General features: G+C 72.0%; 13 protein-coding genes. 3 read left to right on the top strand and 10 right to left on the bottom strand.

Features of this window, described 5'->3' with window-relative positions; translation table 11 throughout:
* Nucleotides 1–94 precede the first annotated feature (94 nt).
* The gene (locus AB5J87_RS02120; protein ID WP_369373258.1) at nt 95–490 is read right to left on the bottom strand and encodes an SsgA family sporulation/cell division regulator; all 396 of its coding nucleotides are present in this window, start codon (nt 488–490) and stop codon (nt 95–97) included.
* Between the two features lie 383 nt (nt 491–873).
* Here AB5J87_RS02120 and AB5J87_RS02115 point away from each other — a divergent pair, with 383 nt between their 5' ends.
* Entirely contained in the window at nt 874–1677 is an 804-nt protein-coding gene (locus tag AB5J87_RS02115; RefSeq protein ID WP_369373256.1) for an alpha/beta hydrolase, read from the top strand.
* 50 nt (nt 1678–1727) lie between these two features.
* On the opposite strand, the gene AB5J87_RS02110 is transcribed toward AB5J87_RS02115, so the two are convergent.
* Complete coding sequence (locus AB5J87_RS02110) at nt 1728–4496, bottom strand: AAA family ATPase (protein WP_369373253.1); 2769 nt, start codon at nt 4494–4496, stop codon at nt 1728–1730.
* A 294-nt stretch (nt 4497–4790) separates the two neighbouring features.
* A complete protein-coding gene (locus AB5J87_RS02105) occupies nt 4791–5147 on the bottom strand; it encodes a hypothetical protein (RefSeq protein ID WP_369373250.1) in 357 nt (118 codons plus the stop codon).
* Nucleotides 5148–5452: 305 nt separating this feature from the next.
* On the opposite strand from AB5J87_RS02105, the gene AB5J87_RS02100 reads away from it, so the two are divergent.
* On the top strand, nt 5453–5902 hold the full coding sequence (locus AB5J87_RS02100) for a peptidase inhibitor family I36 protein (protein WP_369373248.1): 450 nt from the start codon (nt 5453–5455) through the stop codon (nt 5900–5902).
* A 113-nt stretch (nt 5903–6015) separates the two neighbouring features.
* Here the strand turns inward: AB5J87_RS02100 and AB5J87_RS02095 are convergent, their stop codons facing one another.
* Entirely contained in the window at nt 6016–6540 is a 525-nt protein-coding gene (locus AB5J87_RS02095; protein ID WP_369373245.1) for a hypothetical protein, read from the bottom strand.
* Nucleotides 6541–6688: 148 nt separating this feature from the next.
* Nucleotides 6689–8323, bottom strand: a complete 1635-nt coding sequence (locus tag AB5J87_RS02090; RefSeq protein ID WP_369373243.1) for an ABC-F family ATP-binding cassette domain-containing protein — start codon at nt 8321–8323, stop codon at nt 6689–6691.
* A gap of 417 nt (nt 8324–8740) precedes the next feature.
* On the opposite strand from AB5J87_RS02090, the gene AB5J87_RS02085 reads away from it, so the two are divergent.
* Nucleotides 8741–12937, top strand: a complete 4197-nt coding sequence (locus AB5J87_RS02085; protein WP_369373241.1) for a hypothetical protein — start codon at nt 8741–8743, stop codon at nt 12935–12937.
* Here the strand turns inward: AB5J87_RS02085 and AB5J87_RS02080 are convergent, their stop codons facing one another.
* The 5 genes from AB5J87_RS02080 to AB5J87_RS02060 form a co-directional block, all read right to left on the bottom strand.
* Nucleotides 12938–13909 (bottom strand): NAD-dependent protein deacetylase, encoded by a 972-nt coding sequence (locus AB5J87_RS02080; RefSeq protein ID WP_369373239.1) that lies wholly within the window; start codon nt 13907–13909, stop codon nt 12938–12940.
* Between the two features lie 199 nt (nt 13910–14108).
* Entirely contained in the window at nt 14109–14378 is a 270-nt protein-coding gene (locus AB5J87_RS02075) for a metal-sensitive transcriptional regulator (RefSeq protein ID WP_369373237.1), read from the bottom strand.
* A 73-nt stretch (nt 14379–14451) separates the two neighbouring features.
* Nucleotides 14452–14631 carry a hypothetical protein gene (locus tag AB5J87_RS02070; RefSeq protein ID WP_369373235.1) on the bottom strand — a complete coding sequence of 60 codons (180 nt, stop codon included), beginning with the start codon at nt 14629–14631 and terminating at the stop codon, nt 14452–14454.
* A gap of 75 nt (nt 14632–14706) precedes the next feature.
* Nucleotides 14707–15117: a DUF302 domain-containing protein gene (locus AB5J87_RS02065; protein WP_369373233.1), complete on the bottom strand. Its 411-nt coding sequence runs from the start codon at nt 15115–15117 to the stop codon at nt 14707–14709.
* Nucleotides 15118–15282: 165 nt separating this feature from the next.
* Nucleotides 15283–16584, bottom strand: coding sequence for an MFS transporter (locus AB5J87_RS02060; protein ID WP_369373231.1), 1302 nt, complete (start codon nt 16582–16584; stop codon nt 15283–15285).
* Between the last annotated feature and the right edge of the window lie 24 nt (nt 16585–16608).

Here is a 16608-nt window from a genome sequence, read left to right as displayed (position 1 = left end):
GATCATCGCTGGTGGCGGGGTGGCGGGCCAGCGAATTTCGGTGGAGCCGTGACGTGCGCGCAGGGTCGGTGGCGGGGAGTGGTCCGGGCCACCGCTAGGGAGCCAGTGGCCCCGTGAGCAGATCCGCCGCCGCGTCCCAGTCGAGCGTCGCGCCCTCCTCGCCCGCCGGGACGAGTTCGTAGGTGTGCTCCAGCCACTGCGCCAGCGGTGGTATCGGCAGTTCGAACAGTGCCGCCATGCCGTCGGAGACCAGCTGGAGCCGTGCGGTGGTGTGGTTGCCCGGGTGGGACGGGCGGATCTGGACGTCGCCGATGCCGCTCCTCGTGCGCAGCCCCTGCCACAGCAGGTCGCGCCCGATGCGCCAGTGGACGCACGCGCCGCCGTCGATGGCCAGCTCCGTGGACACGACCAGGGGAGAGGTGACGTCGAACCCGAACTCGGCCCGGATCGGCTGGCGGGCGCGGACGCCCAGCACGCGCTCGATGTCCATGCTCAACCGAGGGCGGGTGTGCGGTGCCGGTCGGCCGGTCTGGACACCTGCTGGGTGGCCGGTCATGACGGGGGGTTCCTTCCCTGCGGTGGAAGCTGTCCCGGCTCACTCTCACCGCTCGCGTGGTGTCGCGCGTACGTAAGTTGACCGTCGGATTCCGGCGGGGGCTTCCTGCCGTCAGAGGCGTTGTACCACCGTCAGCCGTCCGTTTTGGGAGTTGTGTGTGGGTTGGGGCATCAGGAGTGGCTGTGGTTTCCGGCGATTCGTCGGCAACGTTGAGTCATTCGACTGTCGCCCCCGCCCCGTGCCTCGACGATGCTGGAACGGTCGCCCCGGTGCCGACACCGGGGCCGAACGTTCGTCATGCTCGGAGGAACCCCACCGTGAAACGTACTCCCGTCGTGTTCATCCACGGCGCGTGGCTGCACGCGCTGTCCTGGGAGTCGTGGACGGAACACTTCACGAGCCGGGGGTTCCGGGCGCTCGCGCCCGGGTGGCCGGGGGAGGGGGCGTCCCCGGGCGCGGCTGAGTCGTCCGACGTACTCGGCGGCCTCGGCCTGGACGCGCTCAGCGCGCACTACGCCGCTGTCGTACGCTCCCTCGACACCGCGCCGGTGATCGTCGGACACTCCGTCGGAGGGCTCGTCGCCCAGCACCTCATCGCCGCCGACCTCGGCCGGGCGGCCGTGGCCATCGCCCCCGTCCCCATCAACGACATTCCGATGCCGACGTCCTTCGACCGGCCGCCGTCGGCCGAACACGACGTCCCCGCCGAGCCGTTGGTGTCCCTGTCCCCCCGGCAGTTCCACGAGCTCATCGCGAACACGGTGACGGCGGGGGAGTCCCGACGGCTCTACGAGCGCTACGCGATGCCGGTCCCCGCCCGGCTGCTCCGCGACCTCGGCTGCGGCACCGGCCGCCGGGCCCCGAACGCCCGGGCGGACGTCACCAACGCGGCCCGAGGCCCGCTCCTGCTGGTGTCGGGGCAGGAGGACCTGCTCGTACCGGACGCCGCGACCCGCGCCGCGTACAAGCAGTACGGGGACACGGCGGCGGTCACCGATCTCAAGCAGTTCGCGGACCGCGCCCACTCGCTCGTCATCGACAGCGGGTGGCGCCTGGTCGCCGACCACGTGCTCGCCTGGCTCTACGAACGGGGCGTCCGCGCCGAGGGACCGCAAGGCTGAGCGGGCCGGAAGGCCGAGCGGACCAGGCGGGCATCACATCGGGTACCGCCTCACGTGCCCTGCTCCTCGGGGAGCCTGCTCAGCGCGTCGCGCAGGGCGACGCGCGAGGTGATGCCGAGTTTGGGGAAGATCCGGTAGAGGTGCGAGCTGACGGTCCGCGGTGACAGGTGCATGCGCTCGCCGATCTCCTTGTTGGTCAGGCCGCCCGCCGCCAGGTCCGCGATCCGGCGTTCCTGCCAGGTGAGGGCCGTGAGGGGGGCCGTGGAGGTCGCGGCGGGGGCTCCGGCGGCGCGGAGCTCGGCCCGGGCCCGCTCGGCCCAGGACGGTGTGCCGAGGGCTTCGAAGGTCTCGGCGGCGAGCGCGAGGACCGGCCGTGCGGCGGTGCGGCCCTGGGTGTGGCGGAGCCGGATGCCGTGGGCCAGCCGGATGCGGGCGAGTTCGAAGGGGAGCGCGCCCGCGGCGGGGTGTGTTTCGGCGCGGCGGTACATCGCGTCGGCCTCGGCCGGGTCGGTGGCGGTCATCGCGAGGGCGCCGTGGGTGAGCAGGGCGAGGCGGGGCGAGACGGCGGGCAGGCCGGCGTCCCGGGCGGCGAGGGCGTGCCGTCGGGCCTGTTCGGTGCGCCCGGTGTGCAGGGCCGCCTCGACGAGGTCGAGGAGGGTGCGGGACGCCTGGTGGGCGTAGGGGGTGAAGGAGCCCGGGGGCGTGATGCCGATGGCGTGGAGGTAGGCGGCCTCGTAGTCGCCGTCGGTGAGGGCCGCGGTGGTGCCGATGGAGTCCGCGATCTGGGTGAGGAAACCGACGCCGCGGGGACGGGCCCAGGTGTCGACGGCGGCCTGGAGCCGCCGCGCCTCCTCGGTACGGCCGCGCAGCGCCGCGAGGAGTCCGAGGTACGCCTGGGTGTGGTGGACGAACAGGGCGTTGCGGTGCGCGGTCGTGAGCGCCATGACGCGCTCTCCGGTCCGCTCGGCCTCGTCCCACGCACCGACCGCCAGCTGGTCGAGCATGATCAGGTGCAGCATCGTCATGGCCGACGCCGCGGCGCCGGTCTCCACCTCGCGGTCGACGGTGCGCCGCAGGTGCGGTCCGTACTGGCCGAGGGCGTCCACGTGGTAGGCGGCGACGCCCAGGCGGGTGGTCTCCCAGGGTTCGAGGCGGTGGAAGTCGGCAAGGGCGCGCTCCACCCGCTCGTGCACCCCGGCGCCGCGGCGCACCACGTCGCTCCACGCGTCCTCGTAGGTGCGGGAGTTGGGGGACACCCGGTCGCCGAGGGAGTCGAGCAGCTCGTGGGTGCGCTGCCACGACGGCTCGTCGGCCGCGTACTGGTTGATGGCCAGCAGCAGGTTGACCAGCCGGGTGAGCACCTCGCTCGGCTCGCCCGGGTCCGTGTCGCGCAGGGTCTCGATCGCGGCCCGGACCTGGCGCTGCGAGGACTTGACGTCCCCGTCCTCGTACAGCGCGGCGTAGGCCGAGGCGAGCACCGACGCCGGGGACTCGCCGGTCCCCGGCACGAGGTCGGAGCGGAGCAGTTGCCGGGCGCGGTCCAGGAGGCTGGCCTGCCCGGCGACGAACGAGGCCGTGCCGAGCCGGCGCGAGCGCTCGCGGTGGCTCTCGCTCAGCTCAGCCGCGCGGGTCAGCCAGGCGACGGCGGCCAGTGAACCGCCGCGCAGCGTCGCGGAGTCGGCCGCCGCCTCCAGTACGGCGGCGACCTGCTCGTCGGGGTCGACCGTGGAGGCCGCCAGGTGCATGGCGCGGCGTTCCACGTCCTCGCGGTGCACGTGCGCGAGGGCCGCGTGCGCCGCGCGCCGCTGGTTGGGGGTCGCCATCTGGACGACCGTCGAGCGCACCAGGGGGTGGCGGAAGACGAAGTCGCCGCTGAGCGGGTCCACGTCCAGCAGGCCGCACGCGGCTGCCTCCTCGGTGTCCCTCATGTGGTAGCGGACGCCGTAGGCGTGGCCGGTCACCGCGTCCGCTCCCACGCCGTCCAGGGCGCCGCGCAGCAGCTCCGCGCGGACGCCCGCACCGAGCGCCTCGATGCGGGCCCCGTACACCTGCTGGAGCCGCAGGGGCAGCGGAACGGCGCTGTATCCGGTCCTCTCCCGCCGGTCGTCCGCCGCCCGGCCGCTGCGCAGCACATGGGGCGGCAGCTCCAGCAGGGCGAGCGGGTTGCCCTGGGCCTCGTCCAGGATCAGTCGGCGGGTACGGGGGTCGAGACCCGGGCTGCGCAGGTCCAGGAGCTGCTGGGAGGCGTGCTCCGACAGGGTCGGTACGGGCAGTTCGGGCAGCGCGGCCGTGTCGAAGCCGGAGGGTACGCCGGAGCGCAGGCCCACGACGAGCCCGACCGAGCTGCCGGTGAGCCGCCGCCCCACGAATCCGCACACCTCGGTGCTGGCGGTGTCGAACCAGTGGCCGTCGTCGAGCACCAGCAGGAGCGGCTGGCGCGACGCGACGAGGGAGAGCAGGTCCAGGACGGCGATGCCGAGGGACATCACCGAGGGCGGCGGGCCGCCGCTTCGGCCGAAGACGACGTCGAGGGCTTCCCGGTGCCGTTCGTCCAGCCGGTGGGTGTGCGGGAGCAGCGGGTACAGCAGCTGGTGCAGACCGGCGAACGGCAGCTCGGACTCGGCCTCCACACCGGCCGCCCTGACCACCGTGTGCCGCTCGGCCGCGGCGAGGCGGGCGACGTGGTCGAGCAGGGCGCTCTTGCCCACGCCGGGGTCGCCGCGCAGGACGAGCGCCCGGCCCCCGGCGGCCGTCACGAACGCGGACAGCGCCTCCCGCTCCGGCTCACGGCCGATCATCGTGCTGTCGATCGACTCCATCGTCCCCCACTTCCCTTTCTGTGCCGCCCGCCGCTGCCCGGACGTCGTCGCGGGCCGCTCGGAGGGGTTGCGCGGGGCGCAGGGGCGAGAGGGTACGGCGTGGTCCGAGCAGTGCATGTGTCCATGTCATACCCATCCTGACGCAGAAGACCAAATGCCCCCAAGCGGGCCCCCTCCTCCGCCTTGGCCGAAACTCGTCGGCGACACCCCGTCAGGAGCCCCGCCGCGGCCGGGCCCGGACGAGCGCCCGGCGCCCGCCCGGACCCCAACCGGGCCCGTGTGCCCGTGCTTTCGTTACGCGGAGACCACGCGGTAGCTCAGGGCCGCCCGCGGGAGGTCGGACTGGGCGAGGGACCCACTGGCCCAGGGGTTGGCACCGGTGCAGCCGGCCCCGGGGTAGAGCACCACGGACGCGGATCCGGAGACGACCTGGATCGAGCGGGCCGCGGTCGCCAGGGTGTGGCACGTGCCGAAGTCGCCCAGGTCGACGGCCGAGGCCGGGCCCGTGCCGTGGGTGCCCGAGTAGAGGTACGCGCCCTCCTTGAGCGGGGGCCAGTCGGCGGCGTTCGCCGCCGTCCCCGCTCCGATGAGGGCCACGGTCATGGCGGAGACGACGACGGCACCGCGGAGTTTCGCCCGGGAGGTGAGCATGCGACCAACCTTTCGTGTGGGTGACGAGAGTGGTGCGGACCACCGGCCGCCATCCGTCGGGCGGTGCGGCCGTTACAAGATTCTTGCACTCTCAACAATGTGCCGACGAGTGAAGAACCAGTCATCTGTGAAACCGGTTCGACCGGTGACGGAGCCAAGTTGTAAAACGCACACGTGTGCTCTGCTAACGTGTGCGTCGAAGTCACACGTGTTGACTCCTGTGCGCTGGCGCTGCTGCACGACGCGGCGGCCCACGACGCAGAGGTCCGGGCCCGGCCCCGGTACGACCCAGAAAGCAGAGATCCATGGCACTGAAATCGTTCAAGCTCAAGACCGCCGCCGTCGCGGGCGCGGTCGCCGCCTCGGCGCTGCTCCTCTCGGCGGGACCGGCCGCGGCGGACAACGCCCCGTACAGCGACTGCCCCAACTGGGCGCTCTGCCTCTACCAGGACGGTGGCGGCAAGGGCTCCAAGGTGGTCGTCACCCCGCCCCCGGCGGGCGGCAACACGAAGATCGTGCGGCTCATCAACACCCACTTCCTCAACCACGAGCTGGCCGACAACCAGGTCTCGTCGTGGCTGAACAACTCGCAGTGCCAGATCGAGTTCTGGGACGACCCGAGCGGCGAGCTGCACCCGTCCGACCTGGACTTCACCTCGACGTGGAACTGGGGCGCGAAGGGCGACTACTCGGCCGGGACCTCCAAGTACTACAACAACGACCGGCTCTCCTCGATGCGGTTCTACTGCCCGTAAGGCGCCGCCCGAAGAGGCACCTGCCCCCGGCCTTCCGCAGGCCGGGGGCAGGTGCCTTCCGTCGTTCCGCCCCCGGCACGGCCGCGAGCGCCGCCCGGGGAACGGGCGGGCCCTCAGCCGGCGTCGGCCGGGTCCAGGGCGGTGTAGACGACCGAGCGCTCGCGCTTGGCGCGCTCCACCCGCCCCTTGGCGACCAGCGACTCCAGGGTGTTGCGGACCACCTGCGGCGTGGGGGTGCGGTCGGGGTGCCGCTCCAGCAGCTCCTCGCGCAGCTCCTTCGCCGCACACGGCTCGTCGTGACCGGCGAGCAGCTCCAGCAGCACGTCCCCGAGCAGCGGCCCGCGCGCCCGGCTCCCGGCACCGCCCCGCGCACGTGCCGCGGCCCGCGCCGGAACATCCCGCACCGGGGTGTGCGCGGCGGCGGACCCGTCCTGGGCCTGCTCGGGCAGGCGCGAGGCGTCGGCGAAACCCTCGTACCGCTCGGCGAGCTCCAGGATGTCGGTGAGCAGGGTCTCCTCCTGCCTGAGCAGCTCGATCCTGCTCGCCAGCTCCTCCTGGCGCCTGCGGTTCTCCGCCAGTTCCGACGCGACCTGTTCCACGTACCGCGACCGGAGCTTGGCGGCCGACTGGCTGCTCACAACCGTTCACTCCCTCGATATGGCTGATGCCGCGCATCGTACCCATGCCGAGGGGCCCGTGTGCGGTGGGTGTGGACGCCCGACATCTGTGTCGGGCGTGCTCACACTCCACCATACGGTCACATGTGTCTCGCCGTGTGCCGACGACTCACACCCCGGGCTCCCCGGTCTCCGTGAGCACCCCGTCGGCGAGCCGCAGCCAGCGGTTCACCCCGATGCGCGCCAGGAACCGCTCGTCGTGGCTGATCACCACGAAGGCCCCCCGGTAGGAGGTGAGGGCGCTCTCCAGCTGGCCCGTGCTGACCAGGTCGAGGTTGTTGGTCGGCTCGTCGAGCAGCAGCAGCTGGGGGGCCGGTTCGGCGCACAGCACGCAGGCCAGGGTGGCGCGGAGCCGCTCGCCGCCGGAGAGCACCCCGACGGGCAGGTGGGCTCCCGCGCCGCGGAAGAGGAAGCGGGCGAGCAGGTTCATCCGCTCCGCCTCGGGCCGCTCGGGGGCGAAGGCGGCGAAGTTCTCCGCCACGGTGCGGTCCAGGTCCAGCAGGTCCAGCCGCTGCGAGAGGTAGGCGATCCGGCCGTCGCCGCGCCTGATGTCACCGCCGTCCGGGGCGAGGTCGCCGGTGAGCAGCCGCAGCAGGGTGGTCTTGCCCGCCCCGTTGGGGCCGGTCAGCGCGATGCGCTCGGGGCCGCGGATCGCCAGGTCGACGCCCTCGCCGGCGAAGACGGGGCGGCCGTCGTGGCGGACCTGGAGCCGCTCGCCCAGGAAGAGGTTGCGCCCGGCGGGCACCTGGGTGTCGGGTAGTTCCAGGGTGATGCGCTGCTCCTCGCGCAGGGCGCGCCCGGCCTCGTCGAGCCGGGCCCTGGCCTCGCCGACCCGGGAGGCGTGCATCTGCCCGGCCCGGCCCGCGGTCTCCTGCGCGCCGCGCTTCATGTTGCCGGCGAAGATCCGGGGCAGGCCCGCGTCCTTGAGGTTGCGGGCGGCGTTGCTCTGGCGGCGCTCGGCCCGCTCCCGGGCCTGCTGCAGCTCGCGCTTTTCGCGCTTGAGCTCCTGCTCGGCGTTGCGGATGTTCTTCTCGGCGACCTCCCGCTCGGCCCGCACGGCCTCCTCGTACGCGGTGAAGTCGCCCCCGTACAGGCGTAGTTCGTCGCTGCCGAGCTCGGCGATGCGGTCCATGCGGTCGAGGAGCGCGCGGTCGTGGCTGACCAGCAGCAGACAGCCGGTGAAGTCGGACAGCACGTCGTAGAGCCGGTGCCGGGCGGTGAGGTCGAGGTTGTTGGTCGGCTCGTCCAGGAGCAGTACGTCGGGCCGCTTGAGGAGCTGGGCGGCGAGGCCGAGGAAGACGATCTGGCCGCCGCTGAGCGTGCTCAGCCGGCGGTCCAGGGCGAGGTCGGCCAGGCCGAGGCGGCCGAGCTGGGCGCGGGTGCGCTCCTCGATGTCCCAGTCGTCACCGATGACGGCGAAGTGCTCCTCGCCCACGTCACCGGATTCCACGGCGTCGAGCGCGCGGATGACCGCGGCCACGCCGAGCACCTCGGCCACCGTGAGGTCGCCGGTGAGGGGGAGGGTCTGGGGGAGGTGGGCGAGCGTGCCCTGGACGGCCACCGAACCGGCGCCGGGGGTCAGTTCACCGGCGATGAGCCCCAGCAGGGTGCTCTTGCCCGAGCCGTTGGGGGCGACCAGGCCGGTGCGGCCGGTGGCCAGGGAGAAGGACAGGTCGTGGAAGACCGGGGTGTCGTCGGGCCAGGCGAAGGAGAGGTTCGAGCAGACGACGGAGGCGTCGGACATGGAGGTGACCTCGTGAGGAAGGGGGGGCGGACAGAGCTCAGCCCCGGGCAGCGTGGGGAAAGGGGGTACGACGAACCCGGCCACGACAGCGGCGCTCTGGCAGCGCCGGCCGACGGCCGGTCAGATCCGGGTCTCACCCGGAGATGTCGTCCTCACCCGCCACGACTGCGACTCCTTGATCAAACGGTCCACGTCCTCCGCACCCTAGCAGGTGTGACGAGCCGGGGCGGTGCCTGCGGCCGGATGTCCGACTGCCACCGCGTATGCGGGCGTATGCGAACTCGGTGAGAGCGACGTTCGACACGTGTCCACATGTTTCCGTTTTGGTGTTCGCACGTGTGCTGTTTAATGACTGCTCGCAGACATGTGTGTCGGCACCATCACCTGTTGAACTGGTTACGAAACCGGAGACATTCCTTGTCCATACCCAAGCCGGGGCACCGCTCCCGGCGCAGACCCGACCTCGGGCGTTCGCGCACCGTGGCGCAGACGCTCTGCGTGGCGCTGCTGGCCCCGCTCGTCGCGCTGCTGACACCCGCGACGGCGGCGCAGGCCATCGAGCCGCTCGGCACCACCGCCACCACCTTCAACATGCAGGGCGGCACCTCCTGGTACGACGTGCGGGCCAACCTGCTGCCCGGCGCCGACGTCGTGGCGCTCCAGGAGGCGCAGAAGGCCCCGGACGACGACTTCACCAAGGCCGAGAACCTGCTCCTCGACAACGAGGACGACACGGCGAAGACCCCCAAGGGCTACCCGGGGCTGAAGTACCGGCTCTACGCCAAGAAGTGGGGCGGTCAGGGCAAGCGGCAGCCGGACGGCGTCCTGCTCTATCTGAAGATCCTGGACCGGACCGCCTGGGGCGCCGACCCGGCCACCCCCTCGACCGACCCGCCCGCCACCCCCGGCAGCGACCCGGACGAGGACCAGGAGGACCAGGAGGACGCCGCCAAGCCGCCGAAGGAGCGCAACACTCAGAAGTCCATGGCGATCTGGCTGCGCAACGTCCCCCAGGACCTCGGCGACCTCAAGTCGCGCATCAAGATCTTCCCGGCCGACGACCCGAAGAACAAGTGGATCAGAACCCGTCCCGCCTTCGGTGTGGAGGTCGACGGCACCTGGTACTTCGACATCCACGCGGCCTCCATCCGCTCGGGCGAGAAGCCCAATCCGCACACCGTCGCGCTGATCGACACGATCACGCAGAAGATGGCGGGCAAGCGGTGGCGGGCCCTCGGCGACTTCAACAGCCTCGCGGACACCACCCGGGCGAAGTTCCCCAACTCCTTCTACGCGACCACGAACGGCCGGACCGACGGCCCGCCGGTCGAGACGCAGCAGTCCCACTACGCGCTCGACTACATGATCGCCAGTGACCAGCTCTCCGACCTGGTCGTGACGCGCAGCCTGCGCAAGGGCCTCTCGGACCACTGGCCCGTGAACTTCACCCAGGTCGGCCGCACCACCTGCAAGACCTCGTGGAAGTTCGACTACCGCACGGTCTACAACCCCACGGCGCCGCAGCGCGCCGTACGGGCCGCCGCCGTCGGGGACGCCTGCGGTGCTCCGACCGCGGTCGTCTCCATGGGCGACAGCTACATCTCCGGCGAGGGCGGCCGGTGGGCGGGCAACGCCGGCGCCTCCGCGAACGGCTCCGCCTGGGGCACCGACCGCGCCGCGGTGAACTGCAACGGCGAGGAGAGCGTCTGCGACCACGACACCTCCAAGGTCTACGGCGACACCTCGTACGACAAGGGCAACGCCTGTGACCGGTCCGACTCGGCCGAGATCAAGGGCCTGGACCGCGACGACATACCGGTGGAGAGACGGTTCAACATCGCCTGCTCCGGCGCGACGACGGACAACGTCACCACCACCGGCTTCAAGGGCCAGCGCCCCCAGATCGAGGACCTGCGCGACATCGCGCAGAACAACGACGTGCGGATGGTGGTGCTGTCGGTCGGCGGCAACGACCTGAAGTTCGCCGACATCCTCCAGGACTGCGTCAAGGCGTACTTCTACCCGTCCCTGTTCAACAAGGGCTGCCGGGGCGCCAAGGAGAAGGACTTCGCCGACGGGCTCGCGCCCGCGCGCGACAAGGTGGTGCGGTCCATCGAGGCGATCCGCAGCACGCTGCGCGACGCCGGGCAGGCGGACGGCTCGTACCAGATCGTGCTGCAGTCCTACCCCAACCCGCTGCCGATCGGCCGCAACTACCGGGACGCGGAGAACGCTCCGGTGCCCCCGGCCAACTACAGCCGGTACATCAACGGCGGCTGCCCCTTCCTGGACGCCGACAGCGACTGGGCGCACACCTCGGTGGTGCCCCGGATCAGCGACATGCTGCGCGGCGCCGCGAACGAGGCGGGCGTCTCCTTCCTGGACCTCCAGGACGCGTTCTCCGGACACGAGCTGTGCAACCGGACGACCCAGCAGGCCACTTCGGCCGACAAGCTGTCCGCCCCGCTGCGGGCCGAGCGCGCCGAGTGGGTGCGCTGGGTGCCGTACGTGGTCGACGGCCTGAAGAACCTGCCGTGGCAGGCCCAGGGCAACCAGCAGGAGGCCATCCACCCCAACTACTACGGCCAGCAGGCCCTGACCGCCTGCCTGGCGAAGATCGCGGACAAGCTGGGTGACGTCCCGGTGTTCTCGTCCTGTGCGGGCAAGCCGGCCACCGCGCCCTCGGACGTCGACGGGACCGTCGACAACAGCACCGTCCTGAGCAGGAGCAACCGGCGCGCCCCCGTCGCCGGGCTGCCCGACTGGAGCCGGGCCGGATACCGCGCCGGTGAGCTGCTGCCGAGCTCCTCGGCCCGCAACACCGATCCCACCTGCAACATCACGCCGTCCGTCCTGGAGCAGCAGTTCAAGGTGAAGGCCGACGACGGCCAGGACGACACGGCGGGACTGCAGGGCGCGATCGACCAGATCCGCAACTCCTGCACACCGTCCGCGAGTCCGGGCCGCCTGTCGGTGATCGAGCTGCCCAAGGGTGTGCTCAACGTCAGCAAGCAGCTCTCCGTGGACGCCTCCTACCTCCTCGTACGGGGGCAGGGCCAGGACCCGGCGAACGGCTCGCGTATCGTCTTCCGCCCCGACGAGAACACCCGCTACGACGCGCTGACCGAGAAGGGCGAGCGCTGGAACCAGAACGCGATGACCCACAAGTGCGAGTTCACCACGGGCAACAACGTGGGCACGGGCGGCTGGATCTGGCCCGGACGCGGACTCTTCCGGGTCCAGACCAGGGAGGTCGCCGAGAAGTACAAGACGATCTGCGGCTACCCCTCCAAGATCCCGGAGAACCGGCGGGACCTCTTCGAGGGCTCGATCAACCAGCACTGGGAGTCCGGTGTCGCGGTGGCCGGGACGCTGGCCGACGCCAACTACGCGGCACGCGAGGGCGGCCGGGTCATCCAGCTCAACGCCAAGGCGAAGATGGACGTCTTCAAGCCCGGCGGTGACCTGTGGGTGGGCGCGGCCAACAGCCTGAAGTTCTACCAGACCCAGCAGGTCGCCGGAGCCTCGGCGGACGACGGCCGGCTGGAGAACCTGCACATGCGCCAGCAGGTGTTCACCATCACCGGTGTGGACGCCGCCAAGCACACCGTCACGATCGACAAGCCGCTGGAGTTCGACGTCCCGGTGGACTCCACCTCCGACGGCTCCCCGGTGCTGGGCATCGGCTCCAAGCCGTACGCCAGCAAGGTCACCCCGTTGAAGATGATCACGGACGTGGGCTTCGAGGACTTCTCCTTCACGGAGGACCTCAACGGCCTGCCCAAGCTGCGCGGGGGCACCTACCAGGTGACTCCCCAGCAGGCCGTCCACAACTACGGCAACATGGCGCCCGAGTACGCCATGCACGGCATCGTCTTCAAGTGGGCGTCCAACTCCTGGGTGCGCGGAGTGCGCGCCGACATGGTCGGTTCGCACCCGGTGGTCACCGAGGTGGCCAGGAACATCCAGGTCGAGCGGAACGTCTTCGACGGTTCCTGGAACAAGGGCAAGGGCGGCAACGGCTATCTGCGCGGCTCCCGTGTCTGGGACTCCCTGTACGCCTTCAACACCAGCCGCAACCTGCGGCACTTCACCTTCCAGTGGGCGGCCAGCGGCAACGTCGCCATCGGCAACGACCTCGACTCCGACCTGAACCTGCACGGCGGCTGGGAGCACCGCAACCTCTTCGAGAACAACACCGTGCACGTGCCCTACAACCACTCGTCGGGCGAGTGCGAGACCAACTGCGGAGGTGAGGGTCCGGGCGGCGACGACGGCACCTGGTGGCCCATCTACTGGGCCGCGGGAAGCAAGGGCATCGGCTGGTCCGGCTCGACGGGCCCGCAGAACGTCTTCTTCCACAACGACCTGACCAAGCAGCTCACCGCCGGTGGCCGCTACGAGGTCTACGGTCCCTACGCCGACACCTCAAGGGTGTACCAGTTCGGCTCCTCCGCCTCCGACGCGAGCGTCTTCCAGCACCTGAAGACCGGGAGCGGCCCCATCCAGGACTGGGCGAACAACGAGCGCAACATCTACACCGGGGGCGACGGCGTCAACGCCTCCCGTACCGATCCCGGCAGTTCGCTCTTCCTGCGCGACTACCACTCCTGATCAACGGCCCGCCCCCGCGCGCCCGTCTTCCGAGGACTCCGGTCCGCGGAAGGCGGGCGCGCCCTGCTGTGGCGGCGCCGTCGCCGGGTCTTCCACGGGGATGCCCAGCCGCTCGGCGACCGTGGTGAGGGCCGTGCCCAGCGCGAGCGCGACGCGGGTGCGGGCGTGCTGGTCGCCCCGGGTCGGATCCCGGTTGACGATCACCACCGGCGTTCCGGCCAGGGCCGCCTGGCGCACGAACCGCAGCCCGGACATCACCGTGAGCGAAGACCCCAGGACCAGAAGGGAGTTGGCCTCGCCCACCAGGGTGCGGCAGTGGGCGACGCGCTCGGGCGGTACGGATTCGCCGAAGAACACCACGTCCGGTTTGAGGATCCCGCCGCAGACCGTGCAGGGCACCACGTGGAAGTCCCCGACCTGGGCGTCGGTGAGGTCGGCGTCGCCGTCGGGGTTGATCCCGGCGGCCACCGGGGCGAAGCCCGCGTTGGCCTCCTCAAGGCGCCGGGCCAGCTCGCGGCGCGGGCTGGAGTCGCCGCAGGAGAGACAGACGACCCGGGCCAGGCTGCCGTGGAGTTCCACCACGCCGTCGCTGCCCGCGGCCTGGTGCAGACCGTCCACGTTCTGGGTGATCACACCGCCGAGCAGGCCGTGCCGGGCGAACGCGGCCACGGCCCGGTGGCCCGCGTTGGGCCGGGCGCGGCCGAAGGTGCGCCAGCCGAGGTGGCTGCGCGCCCAGTAGCGGCGCCGGGCCTCGGCGCGGGCGGTGAAGTCCTGGTAGGTCATCGGCGTGTGGCGGCTCAGACTGCCGCCCTCGCCCCGGTAGTCGGGGATGCCCGACTCGGTGGAGAGGCCGGCGCCACTGAGCACCAGTACGCCACCGGCGCCGAACAGGTCGGCCACCGGTCCCAGGTCCGTGGTCGCGGGCGGCAGGTCCGCGTCGGGGGTCCAGCTCAGGGTGGGGCGCATGCGCATACGGCAAGCGTACGAAACCGGCGGTGCGCGGGCACGGGTCCGTGCCGTACGGGCCGGGCCGCGCGGGGCTGTGCCCTTGCTGGGGACCGCCGGGCAGGGCCGCGCCCGGGGCCGCGAGATGTGCCCAGGCCGTGCCCGCCGGGCAGGGCACACGTCTCCGCCCTGGCCGCCGGGGAGTGATCCGGCCGGGAGTTCCCCGTCAGGCGAGCGTGAGGAAGAGCCTCTCCAGCTGTTCCTCGGTGAGCGCGGGCGCGTCCGCCGACCCGTCTGCGGCCACGCACTCCCGCAGTCCACTGGCGATGATCTTGAACCCGGCGCGGTCCAGGGCGCGGGAGACGGCGGCGAGCTGGGTGACGACGTCCTTGCAGTCGCGGCCCTCGTCGATCATGGCGATGACTCCGGCGAGCTGCCCCTGGGCACGGCGCAGCCGGTTGCGCACCTGGGTGACGGTTTCCTGGTCGCCGATCATGCTGGTGCTCCCTGTTCGATTCCGGCCGTCATGATACCCGGGCGGGTATGGCGGCGGCCGGGGCGCCGCCGGTTCAGGGGCGGGTGGCACGGCCCTGCCACGGCCAGCGCCAGGTCCGGGACGCCGCCTCCTCGCGCGGGTGCCCGTCGCACCACTGGCCCGCCGGCACGGTCGCCTTGACCTGGGAGATGTGCATGCCGCACCCGGCCCAGGTGGTCCTGCCGCAGGTGCGGCACGTCTTCGCTCGGCACATGTGTCGTTCCTTGCTCACTTCTCGTACGTACGGGTGGTGTGGAGCGCGCGGGGCCGTGGCGGCGGCCCCGCCGGGTCACGCCAGCTGCGCGTCCAGCAGCTTGAGGGCCGCCTCCAGGCGCTCCCGCGCCTCGCGTGCGACATCCGCCACCGCGGGGGCGTCGGTGACCTCGGCCATGACGGCCGGGTTGATCGCCTCGACCACCGTGACCGACGCGTCGCCCGGGTCCTGCCGCACGACGACGTTGCAGGGCAGCAGCAGACCGATCTCACGGGTCGCCTCCAGGGCCCGGTGGGCCAGCGGGGGATTGCAGGCCCCCAGGATGACGTAGGGCTCCAGCGCGACGCCGATCTTCTCCGCGAGGGTCGCCCGCACGTCGATCTCGGTGAGCACGCCGAAGCCGTGCTCGCCGAGAGCGGCGCGCGTCCCGGCCACGACGTCGTCGAACGTCGCACCGGTGTAGGAACGGCGCAGACCCAGGTCCATGGATGTCACTTCCTCTGCCAGTCGATACCCCCCTGGGTATTGAAGCATGCCCCGGGGGGTATCGCGAACCGGGCCGTCCCCGCCTGTGGTGACGGCGGGGAGCACGGTTCCGGCGTAGTTGTGCGGCGCCACGGCCGGGCCCGCGCCCCGCCCGGAGCGGTCGCTTCACTTCCCGACCGCGGCCTCGCCGCCGGTGGGAGCGGTGCGGCGCAGGGTGCGGATCGCCGGGATCGAGAACAGGGCCGCGCAACCGGCCAGGCACGCGCCCGCCGACACCAGCAGCAGATGGTCCGGGGCGACCAGCGCGGCGGCCGGGCCCGCCAGTATCTGGCCGACGGCCATTCCGGAGACCGAGCCCGCCTGCTCGTACGCGGTGACGCGGTTGAGCACCGGGGGCGGGGTGTGGGTCTGCACGCTGGTCGCCCACATCACCGACCAGAACGCCCAGGCGGCCCCGGCCACGGCGTGGCCCGCCAGCAGCACGGGCAGGTCGGCGCCGAGCGCCACGCACAGGGGCAGCACGGTGTACAGCGTCATCGCCGCCGCGCCCGCCGCCAGCGGCCGGGCGGGGCGCAGCCGCAGCGCCAGCAGGCCGCCGATCACCGTTCCGACGCCGAGGAAGGAGACCGCCAGGCCGTAGGCGTTCGAGCCGTGGCGGGCGCTGATCACCGTGGAGGCGAGCGGTACGAGGGGGCCGAAGAGCAGTACGCCGTACACCATCCAGATCAGGATCACCGCCCACATCCAGGTGCGGGCACGGAACTCCAGCCACCCCTGGCGCAGTTCGCGGCGGAGCGAACTGCCGCTGTGCGCGCGGGAGCCGGTGGGCTCGGCGGCCCGGGGGAGGAGCGGGATGAGCGCCAGGCACAGGGCGCTGAGCACGAAGGTGCCCGCGTCGATGGCGTAGACGGTTCCGGCCCCGGTCAGGGTGATGAGCCCGCCCGCCAGCGCGGGGCCGGTCAGCTGGGCGAGGGCGTCGGCCACCTTGAGCGTGGCGTTGGCCCGCTGCGGCTCACGGGTGACCAGCGGGACCATCCCGTTCACCCCGGGCAGGAACATGGCGACGGCCGCACCCGCCAGTGCCGCCATCGACACCAGCAGCCAGAACGGTGGCGTCCCGGCGAAGAACGCGGCGGCCAGCACGCCTTGGGTGAGCACCCGGACCAGGTCGGCGCCGACCATCATGCGGCGCGCGCCGAACCGGTCGGAGAACACCCCGCCGAAGAGGACGAGCAGGACGAACGTCCCGGTCCAGACGCCGAGGACGAGGCCGACGCCGGACACCCCGTACACCGCGCCGACCGCGAGCGCGGCGGCCACCGGCATCATCGCGTCGCCGACCAGCGAGACGGCGCGGGCGGTGAAGTAGAGGGCGAAGCGCCGGTCCCACAGGGCGGGCCGGGTGGCGGAAGGGTTGGTCGGCGGCGGGAGCTGGGTGTTCTCGGGGTGGGTCTGCGCGGTGGTCACCGTACGAATATTGGACTGGACCAA

It is taken from the genome of Streptomyces sp. cg36 (assembly GCF_041080675.1).
GTDB lineage: Bacteria > Actinomycetota > Actinomycetes > Streptomycetales > Streptomycetaceae > Streptomyces.
The sequence above is the reverse complement of the archived record's forward strand: the minus strand, read 5'-3'. Positions and strand labels throughout refer to the sequence as shown.